General features: G+C 42.1%; 18 protein-coding genes, 1 tRNA gene, 1 other RNA gene and 2 other annotated features. Of the genes, 4 read left to right on the forward strand and 16 right to left on the reverse strand.

Annotated elements, in window-relative coordinates:
- Positions 1-40: 40 nt before the first annotated feature.
- The 15 genes from G4417_RS03835 to G4417_RS03905 form a co-directional block, all read right to left on the reverse strand.
- Positions 41-655 carry a histidine phosphatase family protein gene (locus tag G4417_RS03835; protein ID WP_173682686.1) on the reverse strand — a complete coding sequence of 205 codons (615 nt, stop codon included), beginning with the start codon at positions 653-655 and terminating at the stop codon, positions 41-43.
- A complete protein-coding gene (gene pheT / locus G4417_RS03840) occupies positions 655-3,072 on the reverse strand; it encodes a phenylalanine--tRNA ligase subunit beta (protein WP_173682687.1) in 2,418 nt (805 codons plus the stop codon). Before pheT ends, G4417_RS03835 begins: the two co-directional genes overlap by 1 nt.
- 98 nt (positions 3,073-3,170) lie before the next feature.
- Positions 3,171-4,190, reverse strand: a complete 1,020-nt coding sequence (gene pheS / locus G4417_RS03845) for a phenylalanine--tRNA ligase subunit alpha (RefSeq protein ID WP_173682710.1) — start codon at positions 4,188-4,190, stop codon at positions 3,171-3,173.
- 67 nt (positions 4,191-4,257) lie between these two features.
- Positions 4,258-4,489 (reverse strand) — a binding site (T-box leader).
- 43 nt (positions 4,490-4,532) lie between these two features.
- The gene (locus G4417_RS03850; RefSeq protein WP_243268918.1) at positions 4,533-5,450 is read right to left on the reverse strand and encodes a YihY/virulence factor BrkB family protein; all 918 of its coding nucleotides are present in this window, start codon (positions 5,448-5,450) and stop codon (positions 4,533-4,535) included.
- Positions 5,451-5,682: 232 nt separating this feature from the next.
- The gene (locus G4417_RS03855) at positions 5,683-6,753 is read right to left on the reverse strand and encodes an aldose epimerase family protein (protein WP_173682688.1); all 1,071 of its coding nucleotides are present in this window, start codon (positions 6,751-6,753) and stop codon (positions 5,683-5,685) included.
- Between the two features lie 93 nt (positions 6,754-6,846).
- Positions 6,847-7,028, reverse strand: a non-coding RNA gene (gene ssrS, locus G4417_RS03860) — 6S RNA.
- Between the two features lie 80 nt (positions 7,029-7,108).
- On the reverse strand, positions 7,109-8,599 hold the full coding sequence (thrC, locus tag G4417_RS03865) for a threonine synthase (RefSeq protein WP_173682689.1): 1,491 nt from the start codon (positions 8,597-8,599) through the stop codon (positions 7,109-7,111).
- Positions 8,600-8,923: 324 nt separating this feature from the next.
- The gene (locus G4417_RS03870; protein WP_243268919.1) at positions 8,924-9,751 is read right to left on the reverse strand and encodes a cell wall hydrolase; all 828 of its coding nucleotides are present in this window, start codon (positions 9,749-9,751) and stop codon (positions 8,924-8,926) included.
- A gap of 337 nt (positions 9,752-10,088) precedes the next feature.
- Positions 10,089-12,593, reverse strand: coding sequence for a methyltransferase domain-containing protein (locus G4417_RS03875; RefSeq protein ID WP_173682691.1), 2,505 nt, complete (start codon positions 12,591-12,593; stop codon positions 10,089-10,091).
- A gap of 459 nt (positions 12,594-13,052) precedes the next feature.
- Positions 13,053-13,793 (reverse strand): pyruvate formate-lyase-activating protein, encoded by a 741-nt coding sequence (pflA, locus tag G4417_RS03880; protein WP_008703250.1) that lies wholly within the window; start codon positions 13,791-13,793, stop codon positions 13,053-13,055.
- 18 nt (positions 13,794-13,811) lie between these two features.
- Positions 13,812-16,067, reverse strand: a complete 2,256-nt coding sequence (gene pflB / locus G4417_RS03885) for a formate C-acetyltransferase (RefSeq protein WP_020993932.1) — start codon at positions 16,065-16,067, stop codon at positions 13,812-13,814.
- 405 nt (positions 16,068-16,472) lie between these two features.
- Positions 16,473-18,128, reverse strand: a complete 1,656-nt coding sequence (locus G4417_RS03890) for a 2-isopropylmalate synthase (protein ID WP_173682692.1) — start codon at positions 18,126-18,128, stop codon at positions 16,473-16,475.
- Between the two features lie 95 nt (positions 18,129-18,223).
- Positions 18,224-18,487: a binding site (T-box leader), on the reverse strand.
- 88 nt (positions 18,488-18,575) lie between these two features.
- Positions 18,576-18,649: transfer RNA gene (locus G4417_RS03895), tRNA-Pro, on the reverse strand.
- 164 nt (positions 18,650-18,813) lie between these two features.
- Positions 18,814-19,287 (reverse strand): hypothetical protein, encoded by a 474-nt coding sequence (locus tag G4417_RS03900; RefSeq protein WP_173682693.1) that lies wholly within the window; start codon positions 19,285-19,287, stop codon positions 18,814-18,816.
- A gap of 125 nt (positions 19,288-19,412) precedes the next feature.
- On the reverse strand, positions 19,413-20,654 hold the full coding sequence (locus G4417_RS03905) for a DUF1015 domain-containing protein (protein ID WP_022381423.1): 1,242 nt from the start codon (positions 20,652-20,654) through the stop codon (positions 19,413-19,415).
- A gap of 258 nt (positions 20,655-20,912) precedes the next feature.
- Between G4417_RS03905 and dpaL the strand changes: the two genes are divergently transcribed.
- The 4 genes from dpaL (at position 20,913) to arcC (ending at position 26,111) form a co-directional block, all read left to right on the forward strand.
- Positions 20,913-22,142, forward strand: a complete 1,230-nt coding sequence (gene dpaL / locus G4417_RS03910) for a diaminopropionate ammonia-lyase (protein ID WP_173682694.1) — start codon at positions 20,913-20,915, stop codon at positions 22,140-22,142.
- A gap of 145 nt (positions 22,143-22,287) precedes the next feature.
- Positions 22,288-23,598 (forward strand): YgeY family selenium metabolism-linked hydrolase, encoded by a 1,311-nt coding sequence (locus tag G4417_RS03915; RefSeq protein WP_025581111.1) that lies wholly within the window; start codon positions 22,288-22,290, stop codon positions 23,596-23,598.
- 205 nt (positions 23,599-23,803) lie between these two features.
- On the forward strand, positions 23,804-24,997 hold the full coding sequence (ygeW, locus tag G4417_RS03920) for a knotted carbamoyltransferase YgeW (RefSeq protein ID WP_008703264.1): 1,194 nt from the start codon (positions 23,804-23,806) through the stop codon (positions 24,995-24,997).
- Positions 24,998-25,166: 169 nt separating this feature from the next.
- A complete protein-coding gene (gene arcC / locus G4417_RS03925; protein ID WP_008703267.1) occupies positions 25,167-26,111 on the forward strand; it encodes a carbamate kinase in 945 nt (314 codons plus the stop codon).
- Here arcC and G4417_RS17695 read toward each other — a convergent pair.
- Positions 26,047-26,340 carry a DUF6783 domain-containing protein gene (locus G4417_RS17695; RefSeq protein ID WP_368196351.1) on the reverse strand — a complete coding sequence of 98 codons (294 nt, stop codon included), beginning with the start codon at positions 26,338-26,340 and terminating at the stop codon, positions 26,047-26,049. The two genes, arcC and G4417_RS17695, sit on opposite strands and share 65 nt — an antisense overlap.
- Between the last annotated feature and the right edge of the window lie 2 nt (positions 26,341-26,342).

Raw genomic sequence — 26,342 nt, forward strand, 5'->3', positions numbered from 1 at the left:
CCTCAAAACATAATTTTCCATCGGATTTTTTATAAAATTGCTATATCTCAGAATAAACTCTGTCTTCTTCCAGAAATCTGGCGTTTCCGTCTTTTACTTCAACCAGATTGATGCTGCAGTTGGGAGGTACACATCCATGCCAAAAATGTACCGGATCCTGATAAACATTCTGAAGCAATGCACGTACTGCGCATCCATGCGAAGAAATCAGAACCGTTTTATCTGCCAGAGCAGGATCGGTTGTTTTTTCCATCCAGAACTCTCTGGTGCGTTTCAGGATGTCAGAAATATTTTCGCCGTTTTTAGGACGTTCAAATTTCTGAGGCTCTTCAAAAAAGATTTCCATTTCATGGCTGATGATCTTCCCCTGTGCATCTTTAAACTGACTGCCCTCAAGAACTCCGAAATCAATTTCCTGGATTCTCTTATCTTCAATAACAGGAATCTGCCTGTTGCCCAACACATAATAAGCTGTCTGTTTCGCTCTCGTCAGAGGGCTTGTAAAACAAATATCAAAGGAAACATTTCTTAATGCTTCTCCTGTTCTTTTAGCCAGTTCAATTCCCTCCGGTGCAAGGGGAATATCCATTGCCCCCTGCACTTTTTTCAGTTTATTCCACTGGGTTATTCCGTGTCTTAATACATAAAGTAGCATTAACTTCTCAACTCGATTCCAAGGCTGGTCAGACCATTCAGAATTTTCTTCATTGCAGCTGTGATCTCACTCTCTTCCAGAGTCTTGTCATGATGACGGAACACCAGAGAATACGCCATGGATTTATATCCGTCTTTGATCTGATCTCCTTCATAAATGTCAAATAACTGATAGCTTTCCAGAATCTTTCCGCCCCTCTGGGTCAGAATATGTTCAATCTGTCCGGCAAGAACTGTCTTCGGAACAACCATACTTAAATCACGGGTTACTGCCGGATATTTGGCAATTCCTGTGTATTTATGATTGAAACCTGCAAACTCAAGAACTGTAAGGATATCGATCACTGCCACATATGCCTTGTCGCCGATTCCATAAGTGTCTGCAACCAGAGGATGAACCTCCCCAAGGTATCCTACTACTTTTCCGTCGTAGATCATGTTTGCCTGTCTTCCCGGATGAAGATAAGTTTTACCACTGTTTGGATTGTAATCTACTTTATTTCTCATTCCCACTTTCTCGAAGAATTCCTCGCATACGCCCTTCATATCAAAGAAATCACCATTTCCGTACATTCCAAGTGTAAAGTGCATGCGCTCATCCGGAAGTTCTGTAAGGGGAAGTGACTTTGGACGGTATACATTGCCAAGTTCATAGAGACGGACATCTTTATTTCTTCTGTTGTAGTTTGTAGCCAGAGAACTGAGCATACCGTTTAAAGTAGTTGTTCTCATGACACTGTAATCTTCTCCCAGAGGATTGCTGATCACGATTCCCTGACGAAGTTTGCTGTCAGCCGGAAGTCTTAATTTGTCAAATACCTTCGGGCTTTCAAAAGAATAAGTCATTCCTTCAGAGAAACCACAATATTCTGCAATATCACGTGCCACTGCTTCAATACGAAGTTTAAACGGAAGCTTACCTGTTGTAGCTTCACCTGTAGGCAGAGTAGTAGGAATCTTATCATATCCGAAAAATCTTGCAACTTCTTCTGCAACATCAGCTACATAATGGATATCCTGACGGAAAGTAGGAGCTACGATCTCATTTGTTTTTTCGTCATAGGTCAGTTCTACTTTTGCAAGAAGAGCAAGCATTTCTTCCGGTGTCAGGTCAGTTCCAAGAAGAGCATTGATCTTCTCCGGTTTGAAAGGAACTCTGGATGACTCTCTTACTTCATTGCAGATATCTACCATTCCACCTACAACTTCACCTGCTCCAAGTTCTTCCATCAACTGGCATGCTCTGTCGATAGCTGCCTGCGCATTGTTCGGATCAAGACCTTTTTCAAATTTACCGGAAGCGTCTGTTCTCAGACCGATTCTCTTGGAAGAAAGGCGGATATTGGTTCCGTCAAAGCATGCAGCCTCGAAAAGAACAGTTTTTACATCGTCTGTGATCATAGAATTCTCTCCACCCATGATACCTGCAATACCAACCGCTTTCTCACCGTCGCGGATCATCAGTACCTGATCATCCATGGTACGTTCCTGTCCATCCAGCGTTACAAATTTCTCATCATTCTCTGCACGACGTACGACGATTTCTTTTCCTGCAATCGTATCCAGATCATATGCGTGCATTGGCTGACCAAATTCTTCCATTACATAGTTTGTGATATCTACCAGATTATTGATCGGGCGGATTCCATTGGAAGCCAGACATCTCTGCATCCATTTCGGGGATGGTCCGATTTTAACATTCTTTACGACTCTTGCACAGTAACGCGGGCAGAGCTTCGGATCTTCTACTGTAACCTTTACATAATCAGATGCTTTCTCATCATTTCCCTTGCATTCAACTACAGGAGGGCAGAACTTCTTATCAAAAGTAGCTGCTGCTTCTCTTGCAATCCCCAGTACACCATAGCAGTCTACACGGTTGGATGTGATTTCATATTCAAAAACAACATCATCCAGACCCAGTGCTTTGACAGCACTCTCACCTACAACAGCATCTTCAGGGAAAATATAGATTCCGTATTCCGGTGCTTCCGGATACATTTCTTTTGTGCTTCCCAGTTCTTCGATGGAACACATCATACCATAGGAATCAATTCCGCGGAGTTTTCCTTTTTTTATCTCAATTCCACCTGGAGTTTTCTTTCCATCATGTCCGCCGGCTACACGTCCGCCGTCAAGAACAACAGGAACCTTATCTCCCTCTTTTACATTTGGAGCGCCTGTAACAATCTGTACGGTTTCTGCTCCGATATTTACCTGACAGATGATCAGTTTATCTGCATCGGGATGTTTCTCGATTTTCTCAATCTGACCGATAACGATCTTATCAAGATCTGCATCCAGTTTCTCAAAGCCTTCCACCTTTGTTCCTGTCAGTGTCATGGCGTCTGTATATTCCTGTGCTGTCACATCAAGATCCGGCACATACATTTTAATCCAAGATAATGAAGTATTCATTTTGCTAATCCTCTTTCTATATTGTGATGCCAGAGTCAGCAGGTATTTTGTCCCTGGCTTCTGTTCTGTACAGTTCTGCCTTTTCAAATTATCATTTATCAGAACTGTTTCAGGAAACGGATATCATTCTCATAGAGCAGTCTCATGTCATCAATCTCATATTTCAGAAGTGCGATACGCTCAAGACCTACACCAAATGCAAATCCTGTGTACTCTTCCGGATCGATCCCGCACATGCTTAATACATTCGGATGAACCATACCACAGCCAAGGATTTCAATCCAGCCAGAGCCTTTACAGAAACGACAGCCCTTACCGCCGCATTTAAAACAGGATACATCTACCTCTGCACTTGGTTCTGTGAATGGAAAATGGTGCGGTCTGAATTTTGTTTTTGTCTCAGGTCCGAACAATTCCTGTGCAAATTCCTGGAGAGTTCCCTTAAGGTCTGCAAAAGTAATATTCTTGTCAATTACAAGTCCTTCAATCTGATGGAAGGAAGGAGAATGCGTTGCATCTACTTCATCAGAACGGAACACGCGGCCGGGTGCGATCATACGGATCGGCAGTTTGCCTTTCTCCATGGTACGTGCCTGAACCGGTGATGTCTGGGAACGAAGAAGAATGGAATCATTGATAAAGAAAGTATCCTGTTCATCACGTGCCGGATGATTCTCCGGAATATTCAGCTTGGTAAAGTTATAATCTGCATATTCTACTTCCGGTCCCTCTACTACTTCATAGCCCATGCCGACAAAGATACGCTCTACTTCTTCCAGAGCAATGGTATTCGGATGGCGGTGACCGATCTTAGCTTTCTTTGCAGGCAAAGTAACGTCGATCACTTCCTGTTTCATCTTCTCTTCACGGACTGCTTCTTCCAGTTTCTGTTTAGATTCATCAAGAAGTGCTTCGATCTTACTTCTTGTTTCATTTACAAGCTGTCCAACTTTCGGGCGTTCTTCCGGGGCAACATCTTTCATGCTTTTTAAGATTGCAGTCAGCTCGCCTTTCTTACCAAGGTATGCCACACGTACTTCATTCAGTTTGTCCAGGCCTTCGGATTCATCAATCCGCTTTCTGGCTGCTTCAGCCAGTTCCTGAAGTCTTTCTTTCATATCCATGTTCTCTTTCTCCTTTATGTCATAATAGCAGGAGCGGTAAAAAACAAAAACTCCGTCCCAATAAAGGGACGGAGTAAAATATCCGCGGTACCACCCTGCTTCCTGTATCTTCTACAGGCTCTCGGTCTGCTTAACGCGCAGTAACGTCATCTCCTACTCAGTGATCACTGTCATTCAGAAATGCGGCTCCGGTGGGAAATTCAGGAAATATCTGAACCTGAGGCAGCTTCCAGCCGATGACTTCCTCTCTCTGGCGGAAAATAAATCCCTGTAAACACCTTCTAAGCCTTTCAAAATTATCAACATTAATAATCATGCCACAGACTTAAAAATCTGTCAAGTATCATTTTTATTTTTATTCTTCCGGCGTTCCTTTTCATAAATCATCAAATCCCTGACAGATCTGTGCGCAAGCCGGAATTCCTTTTCGAAATATGCATTGATTTCTGCACCATACAGCAAAAGATTCATACAAATATACAACCAGAGCATAACCATGATGATCGTTGCAAGATTCCCATACATATTACTGAATCCCGGAAAGATTTCAAAATAAAAAGAAAATCCATATGAGAAGATCGACCAGGCAACCGCTATGATCAATGCTCCCGGAATCTGGCTTTTAAATGTTGCTTTTCTGTTTGGCAGAACTTTGTACAGCATGAGAAAGACCAGAAACAACACACCAAATACCAGCAGCGCTCTTGCTCCCAGGATTCTACCAAGGATTCTTCCGAGAAAGGGTATATATTTTGATACAGCTTTCTGTATTTCGTTTCCAAGTACAAGCATAAGCAAAGATATGATGACCGCGATCACCAGCGATAACGTATAAAATACTGCATAAATCCTGGTCAGCAGCCAATTACGGGTTTCTTTTACATGATAGATAGTGTTTAATCCGTTAATGATCGACTGCATTCCCTTTCCGGCAGACCATAAGGCCACAAGCGCTGAAAGGGGGACGATCGCAGTACTTCTTTTATATACGTCGACTACAATTCCGAGTACAAAGCTCTGCAGATTTTCCGGGATAAATGCAATGATCGCATCTCTGACTACATTATAAGTCAGAGGTGTATACCTCACCAGTGTGGTCAGAAACAGGATACATGGGATAAAAGACATGATCAGGAAATATGCTGCCTGCGTGGCATATGCCCCGACATGATCTCCGGATACGCGTTTCATAAATCCCATCAGAAGACCTATGACCGATCCATTTCTCTTTTTCCGCTCCATAAATTTCTCCATTCTGTTATTTGCCTCCTGTGGAGACTACAAAACAATATGCAGCAGGTTGAAAACTGCTTTCTGTTATCATACCATGAAACTGCTTCTGTGACAAATATGAATTATTTACCGGGACTGCTATAAAATCCTGTAACGCAAAAACTGGTTTCCTTCATATAATTCTATATGAAAGAAACCAGTATAATATGCAACGTATCTATAGCTACTCAGCAGTATTTGCCGGCACACTCAGTTATCCCCTGGAATTTCTGACATAAAAACGATAAGATGTTACAGAATCATACTGTTCTCCAACATTCAGTATCGGCGAATGGAAGTCTTCAACATTAACTGCATTTGGTTCAACCTGAGTTTCCAGGCAGAAAGCCTCTCTTTTATTATAAACATGACCGTTTTTACCATTTTCATTTTCAACAAAATTAGCTGCATAGAACTGTACACATGGGCAGTCAGAAGTAACATCCATGGCAATTTTGCTCTTTTCGCTATATGCAGTGGCAATGAGTCTTCTATTTCCTTTTGCATAATTATCTGTTACATAGTTATGATCGTATCCACCTGTGAATTTCAACTGATCAAAGTCTGCTTCAATATCCTGTCCGATCTTCTTTGCAGTTCTGAAATCCATCGGAGTTCCGGCAACTTCTTCGTAAATACCGGTCGGAATGGAATGACTGTCAGCTACAGGAGTATAATATTTTGCATGGAGTGTAAGATACTGATCCATAGCTGTTCCGCTGCCCTCACCATCCAGATTGAAATAAGAATGATTTGTCATATTTGCAACTGTCGGCTCATCGCAGATTCCCTGATAATGGATTTTCAGTTCGTTTTCTTCGGTAAATTCGTATTTCACAGATACATCAAATTCTCCGGGATAGCCATTCTCCCCATCCGGACTGATACGGTTAAACACAACACTGTTCTTATCCTGGGAAATCTCTGCTACTTTCCAGAGTTTCTTTTCAAACCCATTCGGTCCGCTGTGAAGATTGTTGTCATTCTCGTTTTGTGCAAGTATTACTTCTTTTCCATGAATGGAGAATCTGGCTTTGGCAATACGATTACCACTTCTTCCGATCGTAGCACCAAAAAAGCATCCATTTACTTCATAAGATGCCAGATCATCATATCCAAGCACTACATCTGTCAAGACACCATCCTTATCCGGTACACAAACCTTCACCAGGATTGCTCCAAAATCAGTTACTTCCACATAGGCTCCGGATTTATTCTCCAGATGAAAAATCTTTACTGTTTCCCCGGTCTGTAATACACCGAATTTTCTTTCAGAAACACCCATCGTTTCCAACCTCCCGTATATAAAGAATAATATTATAGCAATTCCGCTAAATACCAGTATAATAAAAAAGAGCCTCTGCATGGCTCATTTTTTACAGTTCCCGAAATGCCGTTCCCTTCCCATTGACGCCTAGCCGCAGCTAGGTGGGTATCCTCAACAGACCTTCTGTCTTCCGCTGCGTAATGACGGCCTGACATCCGGCCTGCGATCTTGGATTCCCGTTAAAGTCGATGTAGGTTCAAAAAAAGAAGGGGCCTCGCACATTTCAGGATATTCACTGTTTTTAACTGATTTTATTATACTCTAGTATATTCTTTTTTTCAACATAAAATGTAGAATTAATTACATTTTTTTATTACCGGATTCCAAGAATATCTTTTACTGCTTCCGGCATATCCGGTGCGTCTACTACTCTGTCATGAAGTACCGGTGCTGTGCGGATTGTTTCAACAGCCTGTGGGAGTTTCACTCCGGAAAGACTGCTCAGTTCATCAGCAAGTGCAAAATCGTCTTTATCTTCTGCATTTACCCCAAGCGCTTCCATTACGCTTCTTGTAAATTTATATGGGCTTGCCGTGGATGCAATGACAGTTGGTGTAGAATCCCCGGTATCCTTTACATATTTGTCATAAACACCCGCTGCAACTGCAGTATGAGTATCGATCACATAGTGGCTGTCTTTAAATATCTTCGCGATTGTTTTCGCTGTTTCCTCTTCTGTGCAGTAATTACCATAGAAATCTGTAAGCTGTGCTTTCATATCCTCTGTGATCGTATATTCACCGCCTGATGTAAGAGACTGCATCAGTTCTGCACACTTCTTCGCATCACTGCCTGCAATACGGTAGATCAGACGTTCCAGATTGCTGGAGATCAGAATATCCATAGATGGTGAGGTGGTAAGGATAAAGTCACGTTTTCTGTCATAAATTCCTGTTCTGAAGAAGTCATACAGAACTTTGTTGTCATTAGATGCGCAGATAAGTTTATGAATCGGAAGTCCCATCTGTTTCGCATAATAAGCTGCAAGAATATTACCAAAGTTTCCGGTAGGCACGACTACATTGATCTCCTGTCCGTCTTTGATCTTACTCTGACGTACAAGTGATGCATATGCATATACGTAATAAACAATCTGTGGTACAAGACGCCCGATATTAATAGAGTTTGCTGAAGAAAACTGGTATCCTGCTGCATCAAGTTCCGCTTCAAGTTCTTTATCATTGAACATTTTCTTTACAGCAGTCTGGGCATCGTCAAAGTTTCCTGTGATTCCTACAACATATGTATTGTTGCCCTTTTGAGTTACCATCTGTTTCTCCTGAATAGGGCTTACACCATGTTTTGGATAAAAAACAATGATCTTAGTTCCCGGAACATCTGCAAATCCGGCCATGGCTGCTTTGCCTGTATCTCCGGAAGTAGCGGTAAGAATAACAATCTCATTCTTCACCTGGTTCTTCTTGGCTGCTGTAGTCATAAGATGTGGAAGAATTGATAATGCCATATCTTTAAATGCGATAGTTGCACCATGATACAGTTCGAGGAAATAAGCTCCATCCGCCTCGTGAAGCGGTGCGATCTCTTTCGTATCAAATTTTTCATCATAGGCATTGTTGATGCAGTTCTTTAATTCTTCTTCCGTAAAATCAGTAAGAAAGCGTTTCATTACCTCATATGCTGTTTCCTGATAGTTCATCTCTGCCAATTTATCCATTGGAACATCCAGCTTCGGAATCTCTGTCGGCACAAATAAGCCGCCATCCTCAGAAAGCCCCTTTAAAATAGCCATAGAAGCTGTTACGGTTTCTTCTTTTCCTCTTGTGCTTTTGTATAATACCTGCATGATATTTCCTGCCTTTCCAAAGTTATTCGTAACTGTTGTGTACCTTTGCAGTGATGTTATAGCAATCCTATAAACTGCAGAACAGTTACCGGTTTCATTTCGTCAATTGAGCACATTATAGCATATACTTTAGTAAAATACTATCCTAAATTATTTTTCTTTTTCTTCCGCTTTTTATAATTGATTACCAATTTTATGAAATGATGCCTTTGTAAGGATCGTTATATACGCAAAAAAGCATCAGTCAGTGCAATGACTAATGCTTTTCGTAATCTCCACAGAGGACTTACCTGATTGCTATAACCTCATCAGTATTCTGTATTTTCACGATTCCTGTCCGGAATCAGGATATGTGTAAAATTCATGAACTCCGTATTTAAATAATCGTTTCAGATCTTTTTCAAACCAGGAAACATTTTGTGCTTCTGCTTCGGACTTCTGGATAAAAAACAGTGCTCCTTCTGAATAGTCCACGCCCTCAAGGGCCTGTTTTACAGCTTCTTTTGTCTCATCTGTAACTGTTACTTCATTGATACGTCCGTCGTATGTAGGTGAAAACTGTGGAACGCCATCTGTATTCTGCCATACTACTTCCGTAACTGTGTCCGGGAACTCTTTATTTTTCACACGGTTCATAATCACATTAGCCACCAGGACACGTCCCTTAACATCTTCTGTACCGGCCTCGGCCTCTACAATATGAAGTAATGTATCATAATCCGCATCTGACATCATCCGGGCATTCTCTGCAAGAGAGATTGTTTTTGCATCCAGATCATTGATCCTTTTTTCCATAGAAGAACTGACATCAAATTCCGCTACATTATCTTCAATAAATTTAATTCTCTGGCCGACCATTACCTGTTCACAGGAAGTTCCAATGCGCTGCACGGATTTTTTCTGCAAAGCTGTGGCATTCATGCCGGATATTACACCTGCAATACCTGTAGGCAGTACATCTGCCTCATCAGACCGGGAAGAAAAAGTTTCCGTTTCATTCCCGGAAGCTGCATATACTTCATTTTTTCCATTGTAATCTGCTATCCTTCCGCCTGCCGCAAATGCAATAGCTGTACTTGTACATACAGTGACCAATATCAGACTACGGACAGAACTGCCTGCCTGTCTGTTTTTTGCTTTTTGAACTTTCATACTTATCATTCCTTACATTTTTTAATTACATGATTAAATTCTGTAACATTTCTGTAATTTATAAGAAAATTATATTTAACAGAATCAATTTTGTCAAGCTTTTTTTACAATTCTGTAACATTTTAGCAAATGTACTGTTACTGTTCGCACCCCAATATTCTTTCTCGGATTTTCTTTCCGGAAATCTTCTCAAATGTATTATTTACAAGGTTTTCTATAGTACACCAGTAAAAGATTGATAAAATAAAGTTAAAGAGAGACCCTAAATGAAATCTCTCTTTAATATATGTTCTGCTTTTTATGATTATTACAATTTTTTGACCTTTTGACCGTGATATCAACTATTTTTTTCACCACAGACCAGGAACATAGGAGTTGGGTTATAAAACTCATCCTTCTTTGTATAAATTCTGCTGCTGATACCCAGATCAATGGAGAATCTGTTGATACCCAGTTTTCCCAGTGTCTCCAGATCCCAGGCAGGGCGTACATAGGAACTGATAGGAAGCTGGCGTTTAATCTCCTCGCATTCCTGCATCATGGCATCGCCTACTGTAAAATGAGCATGATTGGCAGGCAAATCAGTAGTATCTGAGAAATCATCTGCACCATAATTCGCATCCGCATTGATCAGGATTCCTCCCGGTTTCAGCACACGAATCCATTCTTTATATGCTCTTGCTGCATCCGGAAGTGTCCAGGTAAGATTTCTGGACACGATCACATCAAAGGTACCATCAGGAAAATCAGGATTTTCCGCATCCATCACTTCAAACGTACAGGAAGCATTCTCTTCTTTTGCCAGTTCCCTGGAATGAATGATCATATCCGGTGTCAGATCGATTCCTGTAACTTCATGTCCCAGTTTTGCTAAAAGAATGGAAAAAAAGCCTGCACCGCATCCCACATCCAGAATCCTTAATTTTCCATCAGGAAGAAAAGCCCCGATCTCTTTTTGCCATTTATCAGCCATATCACTGTGAAGCTCAGCTCTTCTCTGTTCCATAAAACTGTCGCTTCTTTTCGCCCAGTAATTTGTGATCTTTTCCTTGCGTTCATCCTTTCTTCTGCTGAAACTGCCATATGCGATCATCGGACCATCCTTAATAACCTGAAGACTTCCCGCCTGATATAGAACCACTCCATTTAAATCGGATAAACTTGTCTCCAGAATATTTCCCTCATAATCCTTAATACAGCCAAGATACTCTCCAACCTTAATGATATCTCCCGGTTTTTTGGCAGGATACCACAGCCCGGATACACTGGCAGACTGATAACGCACATCTTCAATTTCCATGGGATAATAATTACTGTAACTTCTCATGCCATCGTAAACACCCAGCGCACACAGAATATTACGCACATCTTTTCTTGTAGAATGAACCTCCTCCAGACTCCAGCCTCCCATCTGGCCACGTTCGATCAGAACACTGGGAATGCCACATGCGGCAGCATAATTGTAAGAACCACCGGATGCCACATTAGACTTTACCATATAGGGAACATCTGCCTGTTCTGCCATCTTCCTTGACATCTGAACCACATCTTCATCTGCACATCCGGCATAGTAAATATAAGGCGTAAGCTGCTCATAATCATCCCCGCTGTGAAGATCAATATAATAATCTGCTGCACTGTGAAGCTTCTGAACCACCTCATACGCCAGACGGTCCATCCTGGTTCCCTGCGGATTCCCGGGAAATACACGATTCAGATTCTTTTCATCCTCCGGGCAGACACTGCCGCTCCTTTCCTCAAATTCCTTTCTGCACACAGTCTTAACCAGGATCACTCTTCCATGGATCTTCTCAGGCTTCAGTTTATCTGCAAGCTCAACAGCAGCCTGGATTCCCACATATTCTCCTCCATGGACCGCAGCAGTGATCAGAACTGTCTTTCCGGGATGAGAACCGCAGATTACTGTATAAGGAAGCGAAAACTCACCTCCGCCCAGTTTCAGGAATCCGCTCTTTTTCATACCCGGAGCAGCACACAGCATGACATCTTCCAATTTTCTTTCCCTGTCATATCCGCTATTCGGATTACTCATCCCAACATTCTCAGACCAGATATCTTTCCCGTTCTTCACAGCACTGATCATAAACATCGGCGTAGAATGATAATTCAGCTTCTCTTCCTGACTCCACACCCTCTGCCAGATCCCGGTATCCACTGCCACAGATTCAAACCCGTTTTCCTTCAGAAACTTCCTGTCCCAGGATGGTCTGTTAATAGAAGAAAGAGGCATCTGCAGTGCAATCTTCTCCATCCTGTCAATATCCGTACAAAGATAATGATCATCCAGGTTCTCACTCTCCACACTCTTTCTGTCCGCTTCATAAGACTGACGCTTTTCTTCATCATAAAGATAGCCATACCAGTTCGCATCGAAATTAAGAAGCTTTCCGCCCGGTTTCAGTACGCGACACCACTCTTCATAAGCTCTCTTAGGATCCTTCAGATTCCATGTCAGATTCCTGCTGATCACAACATCAAACACATCATCCTCAAATTCCAGATTCTGTGCATCCATCTTATAAAAAGAAATCCGCTCACAAAGATTACCGGCATTCTTCTTCGCAGTATCCAACATCTCCTGCGTATAATCAACAGCAGTCACCTTATATCCCGCCTCAGCCAGAATAACAGGAAAAAATCCAGGTCCTGTTCCGATATCCAAAATCTTAATCTCATCCTTCGCTTTCTCTGGGAACTGCCCTTTCAACACCTCAAGCCATGCTCCCTTCTGCATCCCATTCAATTCCTTATGATTAACTTCAGAATACCCCTCAGCCCGGGTAGTCCAGTAACTCTCAATCTCCGATAATAAATCCTTCACCTTATGCCAACCTCCATGCATGCAATTTATAATCATATATGACCAAAATTATATCAAATCCACCCTCCCCCCAACAAGCCCTCCCAGGGGATATATTTCACGTCTCAATTCATTTTTATATAAACAAAGTCCTTCTTATAATTCACACTCCACTTTGTATTATATCTTAACCAAAACCAGCGAAGCAGGCATATAGTTGTACCGGATGCATTTGCAGGCATCTTAGAGATTCTTAGTCCTCGGAAATCTGCGTTATGAGACGAAAAGTCCCTTGTCTGAGCGACAGCGAGTAATTCCGGACTTTTCGTCTCATGCTTTTAGCGGATTTTCGAGGGCTTAGAATCTCTTAGATGCCGAAACCGTATCCGGTACAACTATACGCCTGCTTCGCGTCCCTTTTTTAAACAAATAAAGCTGCCATACCCCAAAAAGAGGATATGACAGCTATATATTTTTTACTCAGATAGCTCCAAGAATCTTCCGGGCATTATCAATCCTTTCCTGCGTCGGAGGATTAACCCCCTCCAGTGGATAAGAAAGCCCCAGATTCTCCCATTTAAACTTACCAAGCGTATGATAAGGGAGCACCTCCACTCTCTCCACATTGGAAAGAGTATGGATAAAATCAGCTAACCGGTGCAGATATTCATCCTTATCACTTCCGCCCGGCACAAGCACATGACGGATCCATACAGGTTTTTTCATATCAGAAAGTTCCCGCGCCATCGCAAGAATATTCTTATTGGAATGACCGGTAAGCTTAATATGCTCCTGCTCGTCAATCTGCTTGATATCAAGCATTACAAGATCTGTATACTTCATAAGCTCCAGCCATCCGGAATGCCATGGTTCCTGATCAGTGAAGGGATTTCCACTGGTATCAAGATTCGTATGCACACCCTCTGCCTTTGCCTTCTTAAAAAATTCTGTAAGAAAATCCATCTGAAGCAATGGCTCACCACCGCTTACAGTGATACCGCCTTTGCTGCCCCAGTAGCCCTTATAACGTAAAGCTTTCTTAAGAAGCTCATCTGCCGTATAAAGCTCTCCCTGCTTCATCTTCCAGGTATCCGGATTATGACAGAACTGACACCTCATAGCACAGCCGCTTAAAAAAATCACATATCTTACTCCGGGTCCGTCAACGGACCCGAAGCTTTCTAAAGAATGAACATAGCCTTTTATCTGTTTATTATCCATTATATCATCATCCATTAATTACATTCTGTCGTGGCAGGTTCTGGCAATAACGTCTAACTGCTGCTCTCTTGTAAGGTCGATGAACTTAACAGCATATCCGGATACACGGATTGTGAAGTTTGCATACTCTTCTTTTTCCGGATGTTCCATAGCGTCGATCAGTTTCTCTTTACCAAATACGTTTACATTGAGGTGATGAGCACCCTGATCAAAGTATCCGTCAAGTACATGTACCAGATTCTCTGAACGCTCGTCATCACTGTGTCCCAGAGCATCAGGATTGATTGTCTGAGTATTGGAGATACCGTCAAGAGCATCTTCATAGTCAAGCTTGGCAACAGAGTTCAGGGAAGCAAGAAGACCGTTCTGCTCTGCACCGTAAGATGGGTTTGCGCCAGGTGCAAGAGGTTCACCTGCTTTTCTTCCATCCGGAAGAGATCCTGTAGCCTTACCATAAACAACGTTGGAAGTAATAGTAAGGATAGATGTGGTTGGCTTGGAATCACGGTAAGTATGGATGTGTTTCAGTTTCTCAAGGAATGTAGACAGAAGAGTTGTTGCAATCTCGTCTGCTCTGTCATCATCATTACCATAACGTGGGAAGTCACCCTCAACCTGGAAATCTGTTGTAATACCGTCTTCATCGCGGATAGCTTTAACTTTTGCATATTTGATAGCGGACAGGGAGTCTACTACATGAGAGAATCCTGCGATACCTGTTGCGAAAGAACGCTCAACCTTTGTATCGATCAGAGCCATCTCTGCAGCTTCATAGTAGTATTTGTCATGCATGTAGTGAATCATGTTCAGTGTTCCGACATACAGATGAGCCAGCCAGTCCATCATTTTATCATATTTTGCAATTACTTCATCATAGTCAAGATATTCAGAAGTGATCGGCTGATAGTTTGGTCCTACCTGCTGTTTTGTCTTCTCATCAACACCGCCGTTGATCGCGTAAAGAAGGCATTTTGCAAGGTTTGCACGAGCGCCGAAGAACTGCATCTCTTTACCTGTCTCTGTAGCAGATACACAGCAGCAGATGCTGTAGTCATCGCCCCATACCGGACGCATAACATCATCATTCTCATACTGAACAGAACTTGTTGTAACAGAAATATTTGCAGCATATTTCTTGAAGTTCTCAGGCAGTCTTGAAGAATAAAGTACTGTAAGGTTTGGTTCCGGAGCCGGTCCCATATCTTCCAGTGTGTGCAGGAAACGATAGTCGTTCTTTGTTACCATGGAACGTCCGTCCTGTCCCATACCTGCTACTTCCAGAGTTGCCCATACAGGGTCACCGGAGAATAACTGGTTGTAAGAAGGGATACGTGCAAATTTAACCATACGGAATTTCATTACCATGTGGTCAACAAGCTCCTGAGCTTCTTTCTCTGTAAGAGTTCCGTTCTGAAGATCTCTTTCAATATAAATATCAAGGAATGTGGAAATACGTCCGACACTCATTGCAGCACCGTTCTGAGTTTTGATGGCTGCAAGATATCCGAAGTACAGCCACTGGAAAGCTTCTCTTGCATCTTTGGCCGGTTTGGAGATATCATATCCATAAGATTCAGCCATAACTTTCATGCCTTTCAGAGCACGGATCTGATCAGCGATCTCTTCACGAAGCTGGAAGTCATAACGTCTCATACCCTGACGGTCGCATGCTGCGAAGTCTTTCTGTTTTCCTTCGATCAGAGCGTCGATTCCGTACAGAGCCACACGTCTGTAGTCGCCAACGATACGTCCACGTCCGTAAGTATCCGGAAGACCTGTAAGGATCTTGTTGTGACGTGCTACTTTCATCTCAGGTGTGTAGATATCAAATACACCCTGGTTGTGAGTTTTAAATTCATAGTTGTGGAAAACATCTTTAATCTTGTCACTTACTTTATATCCGTAAGTTTCACAAGCCTGCTCTGCCATTTTGATACCGCCGTATGGCATGAAAGCACGTTTCAGAGGTTTATCTGTCTGAAGACCAACAACTTTTTCAAGGTCTTTTGTTTCTTCATCAATATATCCGGGACCATATGCTGTCAGAGATGTAACTACCTCTGTCTCCATATCAAGAACTCCGCCTTTGGCACGTTCTTCTTTCTGAAGTGCCTGGAGCTTGCCCCACAGTTTGTTTGTAGCTTCTGTAGGTCCTTCCAGGAAAGAAGCATCACCGTCATATGGTGTATAGTTCATTCCAATAAAGTTACGTACATCGATTTTTTCTTTCCAACGGTTGCCCTTAAAGCCATTCCACTGTTCGAAATTTTTCATTCTTTTACCTCTTTCTCTAAAATATTTCCGCGCATTTCTCACTGGCCTGGAGTGAGATAATAAAATGTAAATTGTACTTATTTAGGACACTTTTCTGTCCACGCTGTCAGTATACGTAAACATGAGTGTTATGTCAATTAATTTCCCTTATGATTTTAATTAAATACAATTCTGATAGCTTTTCATCGGAGTTTGCTTCTTTATTGTACTTTATCGCGTACATTAAGACTTTTTTGTATTTTTATAAATACAAAAAGATACCGGTCAGGAAGTCTTCTGGACAATCTGACCGGTATCTGATTTTTGATATTTTATGTAAACTATATTATTCCTTGCCAAGCGGATATTAGCCTGACCTGCAGAAGCCAAAATACAGCAGGAAAGAATCGGGCGTGTCGGAACACTCTAACGGTTATTGATTGCTGTTACAAGTGCATCAATAGATGCGCGAATGATATCTGCGTCTACGCCTGCACCCCAGGCAAGGGTTCCATCCGGCTTTTTGATACCGACATAAGCAATAGCTTTGGAACTTGAACTGCGCTCCAGCGCATGCTCCTGATATGTTTCCAGGGAATATTTCAGCTCATATGCCTTCTTCAATGCATTGCTGACTGCATCAAGACGTCCGTTACCGGATGCCTCTGTAGTGATTGTCTTTCCGCGGAAAGTAGAAGTAACTTTTGTTACAATACCGCCATCTTTCTGTTGGAAATGTACTTCATTGATGCTGTACGGTTCTGTGATATTTTCAAAGGTCTGTTTGAACAGATTGAAAATTTCGTCAGGATGAAGTTCTTTATGCTTGTGGTCTGAAACAGCTTTTGTGGCATATCCCATTGCCTCACGCATTTTCGGAGGAAGATTAAGCCCGAATTTGGTCTCAAGAATATATCCTACGCCGCCTTTGCCGGACTGGCTGTTGATGCGGATAACATCTGCGTCATAATTTCTTCCCACATCTGTCGGGTCGATCGGAAGATACGGAACATTCCAGTGATCCGGATCCTTGTCATCTCTCCAGTGCATACCCTTGGCAATTGCATCCTGATGAGAGCCGGAAAATGCGGCAAATACAAGTGCACCACTGTACGGACTTCTTTCGCCTACTTTCATTCCGGTACATTCTTCATATATTTCACAGATATGCGGCATATCAGAGAAGTCAAGTTTTGGATCTACACCCTGGGAATACATATTCATGCCAAGTGTAACAATATCTACGTTTCCGGTACGCTCACCGTTTCCAAACAGAGTACCCTCGATTCTGTCTGCACCTGCAAGTAATCCCATTTCAGAATCTGCAACACCGCATCCTCTGTCATTGTGTGGATGGAGAGATACGATTACATTCTCGCGGTATTTCAGATTTTCACACATATATTCTACCTGGCTTGCATATACATGCGGCATGGAATGCTGTACAGTTACAGGCAGATTGATGATGCATTTGTTATCTGCTGTAGGCTGCCATACATCAAGAACTGCATTGCATACTTCCAGAGCGTATTCCGGTTCTGTGCCTGTAAAGCTTTCAGGGCTGTACTCAAACTGGAAATTTCCTTCTGTTTCATCAGCCAACTTCTTTAATAATGCGGCACCATCCACTGCAATCTTTAAGATTTCTTCTTTAGATTTCTTAAATACCTGTTCTCTCTGAGCTACAGAAGTGGAATTGTACACATGTACAATTGCCTTTGGTGCGCCTTTGACAGCTTCAAAAGTTTTGCGGATGATATGCTCTCTGGCCTGAGTCAGAACCTGAATAGTTACATCTTGTGGAATCAGATTCTGCTCGATCAGGGTACGCAGAAATTCATATTCTGTTTCAGAAGCAGCCGGGAAACCTACTTCAATTTCTTTGAAACCGATTTTTACAAGAAGTTTAAAGAATTCAATTTTCTGTTCCAGACTCATCGGAATCACCAGTGCCTGATTACCGTCACGAAGGTCTACAGAACACCAGATTGGTGCTTTGTCCACATATTCTTTTTCTGCCCATTTCATGCATTTAACAGGCGGCATAAAATACTGTCTCTGATATTTGCTTGGATTCATCATTTTTTCTTCCTCCGTTATGTAAATATTATGTTTGGACTGTGGAGATTGACTGTAAAAAGACACAAAAAAAATCTTCCATCTCCACAGACTTATCTGCAAGAGACGAAAGATATTATCATCTTACGCGGTACCACTCTTATTTATGAACAATGTCATACACTCATGGGATACGGAATCTCCGGATATCCGGTATTCTTATATCCTCTCCATATAACGGTGGACACCGTCTGCACCTACTCTCATATGATTTCAGGCAGCTGCTCAAAGGCGAGTTCCACAATTTCCTTCCACTGCTTCTCAGCAACTAGCAGTTCTCTGTGCTCCGGTCCTGGCGTACTATTCCTTGTCATTGCATTTCTCTTATAACTTTATTTAACTTTTTTGAAATGAACATACGTCTGAATCATTCATTGTAAATATACTACAAACGATTTAACCATATGTCAGTCGGGGCAACAGGATTTGAACCTGCGACCTCACGGCCCCCAGCCGTGCGCGCTACCAAGCTACGCCATACCCCGTAACGCAAGTTAGTATAACAAATTATTTCTGTGATTTCAACTGTTTTTTGAAAAATTTACAAAAATTATACAAATTTAGCAGGAAGAAATTTCATGTACTTTTTTATGTTATAAAATTTCTTCCTGTTTATCCTATGTACAAGCCTTACAATCATCTGTTACAGTTACGCTGGCATGATGGCTTTTTCCAAATTGTCTACACGCATATCCAGTTCAAAAACTTTCTCTCGAGTTTCCTTATTCTCCTTTCTATAGCGAAGCTCATCCATACGTGCATCAAATAGGGCAGATATTTTTCTGTCAATTTCATTTTCCAGTTTAAGTTCTATAGTTTTTACGCTTCCCTTGAGTTGCACAATATCTGATTTCATGTTCGTGATATCTGCCTTCATGTTCGTGATATCCGTCTTCATGTTTGCGATATCCGTCTTCATGTTCGCAATATCTGCCTTCATGTTTGTGATATCTGCCTTCATGTTTGTGATATCCGTCTTCATGTTCGTGATATCCGTCTTCATGTTTGCAATATCTGTCTTCATATCTGCGATATCGTTCTTTACATCAGACATATCATTTTGAAAACCGGCAATGCTTCCCTGTATAGAAAAAAGGATATTTCTCAATTCCGCATCTTCCACATTCTTCCCTCCTTTCGTTATAGTACGTCTCGTTCTCTTTTGTATAGAACCAATTGTACCATTGAAGGAAGAAAAAGTCTACAGCGAAAATTATTATAATATTTTTATAAGACATCTTCGGCAAATTATAACTTATGTATAAACAGCCCACTCCGAAGCTTTGGCTCAAACCAGGTGGATTTTGGAGGCATTAATTTGTTTTCGTCTGCAATCTTCATCAGGTCTTCCATAGATGTCGGGTACATGACAAAGGCTACACCGCCGGTTCTGTCCGCAATCTCTGCCAGCTCTGCTGCCTTATGGCTTCCGCCCACAAAGGAGATTCTCTGGTCTGTGCGCGGATCTTCGATTCCCAGGACTGGTCTGAGGACTTTTTCCTGAAGAATGGATACATCCAGCTGTCCGACCACGTCCTTCTTCTCATAGATATCCGGCCATGCTTTCAGGTGATACCACTGTCCGTCCACATACATTCCCATACAATGCTTCTCTACAGGCTTGCATGGAAATCCCGGCATCAGCATCAGTTCAAAGTTGAACTTCAGGGCGCCCAGAAATGCCTTTACAGTCAGGCCGTTCAAATCTTTTACAATCCTGTTATAAGGAAGAATGCAGAGCTGGTCATAGGGAAATACAACAGACAGGAAATAATTAAACTCTTCCTCCCCTGTATATCCCGGATTCTGTTCTCTTCTCTTTAAACCTACTTTTACAGCGGAAGCTGCGCGGTGATGTCCATCTGCGATGTACAGAGAATCAATCCCTGCAAATTCCTTATTTATTTCAGAAATGACCTCATCTTCATCAATCACCCATACTCTGTGTGTGATCTGATCCTCTTCTGTAAAATCATATGCTGCTTCATGATGATCTTTCCAGTTATTCATCAGTGTAAGCAGAGAATCCGGATATCTGCATGCCAGAAAAATAGGACCGGTATTTGCATTACAGGAATCTACATGGTGGATCCTGTCCTGTTCCTTATCTTCTCTGGTAAGCTCATGTTTCTTCACTACACCATTCATATAATCATCAATGGAACTGCATCCTACGATACCGGTCTGTGTCTTTCCTTTTCTTACAAGTTCATATATATAGTAACAGGCCTTCTGATCCTGAACAAGAATTCCCTTTTCTTCCATATTGTCAAGATTTTCTTTTGCTTTTTCATAAACCCGATCATCATACAGATCTGTCTCAGGTTCCAGATCCATTTCCGGTCTGTCAATATGAAGAAAGGACAGGGGATTTTCATCTCCGATTGATTTTGCTTCTTCCCGGTTTACCACATCATATGGAAGTGCTGCCACATCAGCAGCCTTTTCCGGTGTAGGTCGAAGTGCCCGGAATGCATGAAATACTGCCATAATATTTTCTCCTCTTCTGTATCTTTTTTATTGCTCTTTTATACCCACTTTACTGTCTATCCTGTAAAAATAAAACGAACATTACTTATTATTTTATCATATCCAAATCCTTATATCAATGTACAAATTATGAAACCTAATTTTTTTTTTAAAAACCTAAAAATTTTTGTATTTTTCTATTGCAATTTTTAAAATATATGGTATGATAGAATCACAAGTTAAGGAAACCAAATGATAATTTTTAAGGGAGGTCATTTTATGACAGAAGGATTAAAATGGACTGTAAACGAGGTTCCGAAATCAGATGATAAACACCTGGAACTGATGTCCGAAGAAAATGTAAAGAAAGCAAATGAGTTCCACAGAAGTTTCCCACAGTACAGTGTGACGCCTCTTCAGAACCTTTCATCCCTTGCGAAATATTTAGGAGTAAAAAATATTTTCTGTAAGGATGAATCCTATCGCTTTGGCTTAAATGCTTTCAAAGTACTTGGAGGTTCTTATGCAATGGGCCGCTATATCGCAAAAGAACTTGGACGTGATATCAGCGAGCTGCCATACAATGTTCTCTCTTCTGATAAATTAAGAGAAGAATTCGGACAGGCTACATTCTTTACTGCAACAGACGGTAATCATGGACGTGGAGTTGCATGGGCAGCTAACCGCCTTGGACAGAAAGCAGTTGTAAGAATGCCTAAGGGAACAACAAAGACTCGTTTCGATAACATTGTCAAAGAAGGTGCTACTGTTACGATCGAAGAAGTAAACTATGATGACTGCGTAAGAATGGCTGCAGCAGAAGCTGCCAAAGCAGAACATGGTATCATCGTTCAGGATACCGCATGGGACGGATATGAAGAAATTCCATCCTGGATCATGCAGGGATACGGAACACTGGTTCTTGAGGCTGACCAGCAGTTAAAAGAAATGGGTGTTGAACGTCCGACACATGTATTTGTTCAGGCCGGTGTTGGTTCTTTAGCAGGTGCCGTAGTCGGTTATTTCGCTCATAAATATAAAGATAACCCGCCGGTTATGGCTGTCTGTGAAGCAAGTGCTGCTGACTGCCTGTACCGCTCCGCTGTTGCAAAGACAGGAAATCTGGTAAATGTTACAGGTGATCTTCAGACAATTATGGCCGGTCTTGCATGCGGTGAGGGAAATACGATCGGATGGGATATCCTGAAAAATCACGTAGATGTATTTGCATCCTGTCCTGACTGGATGAGCGCAAAGGCAACACGTATCTACGCTAATCCACTGGGAGATGATCCACACGTTGTCTCCGGTGAATCCGGTTCCGTTCCGCTTGGTTTCTGCTTCACTGCTCTTCACGATGAAGATGCAAAAGACTTAAAAGAAGCGCTGAAACTGGATGAGAATTCCGTAGTACTTGTTATTTCCACAGAAGGTGACACTGATCCTGTTCGCTACCGCGAGATCGTATGGGACGGATTATACGGAACAAACGAATCTTTAAGCAAATGATGTTTTTGGTGAACACAGACAGGTAAGTGGTATGGTTATCTCGAAAATGATATACCAGTAACTAATAATATGATATCAGATTAGGGGCAAAATACCTTTTGACCCTAACATCATAATATTTTATACATATTGGGAGGGTAAAAAGATGGATTACGCAAAAATTAACGAAGCTGCAATGGGTTATAAGGATGATATGACTAAGTTCCTTCGCGATCTGGTTCGCATTCCTGGCGAAAGCTGCGGAGAAAAAGGACATATCATGAGAATCAAAGAGGAAATGGAAAAAGTCGGATTCGACAAAGTTCAGATCGATCCGATGGGCAATATCCTCGGCTACATGGGAACAGGTAAAACTCTCATTGGTTTTGACGCTCATATTGATACAGTCGGTATCGGTAATATCAAGAACTGGGAATTTGATCCATACGAAGGTTTCGAATCTGATGAAGAAATCGGCGGACGTGGAACATCTGACCAGATGGGCGGTATTGTTTCTGCAGTATACGGTGCTAAGATCATGAAAGACCTTGGTCTTTTAAACGATAAATATCAGGTACTTGTGACAGGTACTGTACAGGAAGAAGACTGTGACGGTCTCTGCTGGCAGTACATCATCCATGAAGATGGTGTTCGTCCTGAATTCGTTGTTTCCACAGAACCAACAGACGGCGGTATCTACAGAGGACAGCGTGGACGTATGGAAATCCGCGTAGATGTAAAGGGTGTTTCCTGCCATGGTTCCGCTCCGGAACGTGGTGACAATGCAATCTACAAAATGGCTGATATTCTCCAGGATATCCGCGCATTAAACGAAAACGATGCTGCTGATACCACAGAGATCAAAGGTCTTGTAAAAATGCTTGATGAGAAATACAACCCTGAATGGGAAGAAGCACGTTTCCTTGGACGTGGCACTGTTACTACTTCCGAAATCTTCTTCACATCCCCAAGCCGCTGTGCAGTAGCTGACTCCTGCTCTGTATCTCTTGACCGCCGTATGACAGCAGGCGAAACATGGGAAAGCTGCCTGGATGAGATCCGTGCTCTTCCGGCTGTACAGAAATATGGCGACGACGTAACAGTATCCATGTATGAATACAACCGTCCGTCCTATACAGACCTTGTATATCCGATCGAGTGCTACTTCCCGACATGGGTAATCCCGAAAGATCACAAAGTAACACAGGCTCTGGAAGAAGCATATAAAGGACTATACGGCGAAGAGCGTCTCGGAAATGCTGAGACAGAAGGCATGAGAAAAGCTCGTCCGCTTACAGACAAATGGACATTCTCTACTAACGGTGTAACAATCATGGGACGTAACAGCATTCCTTGTATCGGATTCGGACCTGGTGCAGAAGCACAGGCTCATGCTCCGAACGAAAAAACATGGAAGATTGACCTTGTAAGATGCGCTGCTGTATACGCTGCTCTTCCAACTGCATACTGCAAATAATAAATAAATTTTCAAATTTTTTAGGCGACGGATTTCCTATCATCCTAAAGGCTTAATATGTGTCCGGACAGAATCCCTGCTGTAACAGGCAGGGACACAAGATAAACAGATACAGCCGGATAACCGGTGTTCTGCCAAACGCAGAGATTCAATTATTTCATATCAGGAAAGGATAAGCTATCAAAGCATAGCAGGTATTGATTTTATGAAAACATTACAGGATTACATTGATAAATTAAACAGCTTAAACTTCAAAGAAATGTACAACAACGATTTCTTCTGGACATGGGACAAAACAGATGATGAACTGGAAGCTGTTTTCACAGTTGCTGATGCTCTCCGTTTCATGAGAGAGAACAATATCTCCACAAAAGTATTCGAGAGTGGTCTTGGAATCTCTATCTTCCGCGATAACTCCACACGTACACGTTTCTCTTTTGCTTCCGCATGTAACCTTCTTGGTCTGGAAGTACAGGATCTTGATGAAAAGAAATCTCAGATCGCTCATGGTGAAACTGTTCGCGAAACAGCAAACATGGTATCTTTCATGGCTGATGTGATCGGTATCCGTGATGATATGTATATCGGAAAAGGACATGCTTACCAGAAAGAATTCATGGAAGCTGTTACAGAAGGAAACAAAGACGGTATCCTTGAGCAGAGACCTACTCTTGTAAACCTTCAGTGCGACGTTGACCATCCGACACAGTGTATGGCAGATATGCTCCACATCATCCATGAATTCGGCGGTGTTGAGAATCTGAAAGGCAAAAAGATCGCTATGACATGGGCTTACTCTCCATCCTATGGTAAACCACTCTCCGTTCCGCAGGGCGTTATCGGTCTGATGACACGTTTCGGCATGGACGTTGTTCTTGCTCATCCGGAAGGATATGATGTAATGCCGGAAGTTGAAGAGATTGCCAAGAAGAATGCTGAGAAAAACGGCGGATCCTTCACAAAGACAAACGATATGGCTGAAGCTTTCAAAGATGCTGATATCGTATATCCAAAGAGCTGGGCTCCATTTGCAGCTATGGAAAAACGTACAGACCTTTATGCAGAAGGCGACTTCGACGGAATCGATAAATTAGAGAAAGAACTTCTTGCACAGAATGCACAGCACAAAGACTGGGCCTGCACAGAAGAACTTATGAAAACAACAAAAGACGGAAAAGCTCTTTACCTGCACTGCCTGCCGGCTGATATTACAGGTGTAAGCTGCGAAACGGGTGAGGTTGACGCTTCTGTATTCGATCGTTACAGAATCCCGTTATACAAAGAAGCAAGCTTCAAACCATACATCATCGCTGCTATGATTATGCTTTCCAAATTTGAAAATCCACAGGATATCCTGAAGAAACTTGAAGTCAAAGCAGCTCCAAGAATCCTGAAATAATCAGGCACAGTTTGACAGTTGGATTGCAGTAATATTCCAGCTGCATTCAAACTAAATATATTGAAAAATAGCACTCATCATATTGTATAGCAGGCGGGGCTGTCGCAGAAAGCACACAATGTTTATTGCGGCGGCCCTCTTTGCCTTTAAAATCAGGAGGTTTTTACAAATGTTTACAAGAAAAAGAATCGTTATTGCGCTCGGTGGGAACGCTCTGGGAAATACTCTCCCGGAACAGATGGTAGCTGTAAAAACTACTGCAAAAGCATTATGCGATCTGATCGAAGAAGGTCATCAGGTTGTTGTTGTACATGGAAACGGGCCACAGGTTGGCATGATCAACAATGCCATGTCTGCTCTCTCCAGAGAAGATGAGAATCAGCCAAACACTCCTCTCTCTGTCTGTGTTGCCATGAGTCAGGCTTACATCGGATATGATCTGCAGAATGCTTTGAGAGAGGAACTTCGAATCAGAGGATTTGTCCGCACACCTGTTGTCACTGTTGTCACTCAGGTTCGTGTAGATCCTAATGATCCTGCTTTTGAAAATCCATCCAAACCCATTGGCAAATTCCTGACAAAAGAGGAAGCAGACCATCAGGCCAAGGCATATGGACATATCATGAAAGAAGATGCAGGGCGTGGTTATCGTCGTGTAGTTGCATCTCCAAAGCCTGTTGAAATCGTTGAACAGGATGCGATCAACAGCCTTGTAGATGCAAATAAAATCGTTATCTGCTGCGGTGGTGGCGGAATTCCCGTTGTTCTTAACGGACATCATCTCAAAGGTGCATCAGCAGTTATTGATAAGGATTATGCAAGCTGTCTCCTGGCCAAAGAGCTGGATGCAGATATGCTTATCATTCTTACAGCAGTGGAGAAGGTTGCTGTAAACTTCGGCAAGGAAAACGAAGAATGGCTGGATGACATCACTGTAGATGACGCTAAGAAATATATTAATGAGGGACAGTTTGCCCCAGGTTCCATGCTCCCGAAAGTTCAGGCTGCCGTTGATTTTGCAAGCTCCAAAGAAGGAAGAACTGCCATGATCACTTTACTTCAGAAAGCCAAAGACGGTATCCAGGGAAAAACCGGAACCAAAATCCATCTTTAATCTGTTCAGCAGATATCTTATTATATATCAGCTGTTTAATACTGATATATATAACTGCCACATATTCAGGATATCTGCCATATAGCGAAATAATTGCGCAAAAAAAGTTCCGGTGACCTCGCCCGGAACTTTTTTTGTGATGAGTGGACCAGAGTGTCTGGAAAATCATTCCTGCAATCTGCACGCCCCACTTTTCGGTATATTTTGACATACATCTTGCGGAAAGCATTT

Origin of the sequence: Blautia wexlerae (assembly GCF_013300825.1) — a bacterium.
GTDB classification, from domain to species: Bacteria; Bacillota; Clostridia; order Lachnospirales; family Lachnospiraceae; genus Blautia_A; species Blautia_A wexlerae_B.

What these genes read in the sequence shown, in the direction of transcription:
- pheT (WP_173682687.1), bottom strand. Translation starts at nt 3,072, where the DNA reads ATGAATACTTCATTATCTTGGATTAAAATGTATGTGCCGGATCTTGAT.
- G4417_RS03890 (WP_173682692.1), bottom strand. Translation starts at nt 18,128, where the DNA reads ATGATGAATCCAAGCAAATATCAGAGACAGTATTTTATGCCGCCTGTT.
- G4417_RS03855 (WP_173682688.1), bottom strand. Translation starts at nt 6,753, where the DNA reads ATGGGTGTTTCTGAAAGAAAATTCGGTGTATTACAGACCGGGGAAACA.
- thrC (WP_173682689.1), bottom strand. Translation starts at nt 8,599, where the DNA reads ATGCAGGTATTATACAAAAGCACAAGAGGAAAAGAAGAAACCGTAACA.
- G4417_RS17695 (WP_368196351.1), bottom strand. Translation starts at nt 26,340, where the DNA reads ATGCTTTCCGCAAGATGTATGTCAAAATATACCGAAAAGTGGGGCGTG.
- G4417_RS03835 (WP_173682686.1), bottom strand. Translation starts at nt 655, where the DNA reads ATGCTACTTTATGTATTAAGACACGGAATAACCCAGTGGAATAAACTG.
- ygeW (WP_008703264.1), top strand. Translation starts at nt 23,804, where the DNA reads ATGAAAACATTACAGGATTACATTGATAAATTAAACAGCTTAAACTTC.
- pflA (WP_008703250.1), bottom strand. Translation starts at nt 13,793, where the DNA reads ATGGATAATAAACAGATAAAAGGCTATGTTCATTCTTTAGAAAGCTTC.
- pheS (WP_173682710.1), bottom strand. Translation starts at nt 4,190, where the DNA reads ATGAAAGAAAGACTTCAGGAACTGGCTGAAGCAGCCAGAAAGCGGATT.
- G4417_RS03850 (WP_243268918.1), bottom strand. Translation starts at nt 5,450, where the DNA reads ATGGAGAAATTTATGGAGCGGAAAAAGAGAAATGGATCGGTCATAGGT.
- pflB (WP_020993932.1), bottom strand. Translation starts at nt 16,067, where the DNA reads ATGAAAAATTTCGAACAGTGGAATGGCTTTAAGGGCAACCGTTGGAAA.
- G4417_RS03915 (WP_025581111.1), top strand. Translation starts at nt 22,288, where the DNA reads ATGGATTACGCAAAAATTAACGAAGCTGCAATGGGTTATAAGGATGAT.
- arcC (WP_008703267.1), top strand. Translation starts at nt 25,167, where the DNA reads ATGTTTACAAGAAAAAGAATCGTTATTGCGCTCGGTGGGAACGCTCTG.
- G4417_RS03905 (WP_022381423.1), bottom strand. Translation starts at nt 20,654, where the DNA reads ATGGCAGTATTTCATGCATTCCGGGCACTTCGACCTACACCGGAAAAG.
- dpaL (WP_173682694.1), top strand. Translation starts at nt 20,913, where the DNA reads ATGACAGAAGGATTAAAATGGACTGTAAACGAGGTTCCGAAATCAGAT.
- G4417_RS03870 (WP_243268919.1), bottom strand. Translation starts at nt 9,751, where the DNA reads ATGAAAGTTCAAAAAGCAAAAAACAGACAGGCAGGCAGTTCTGTCCGT.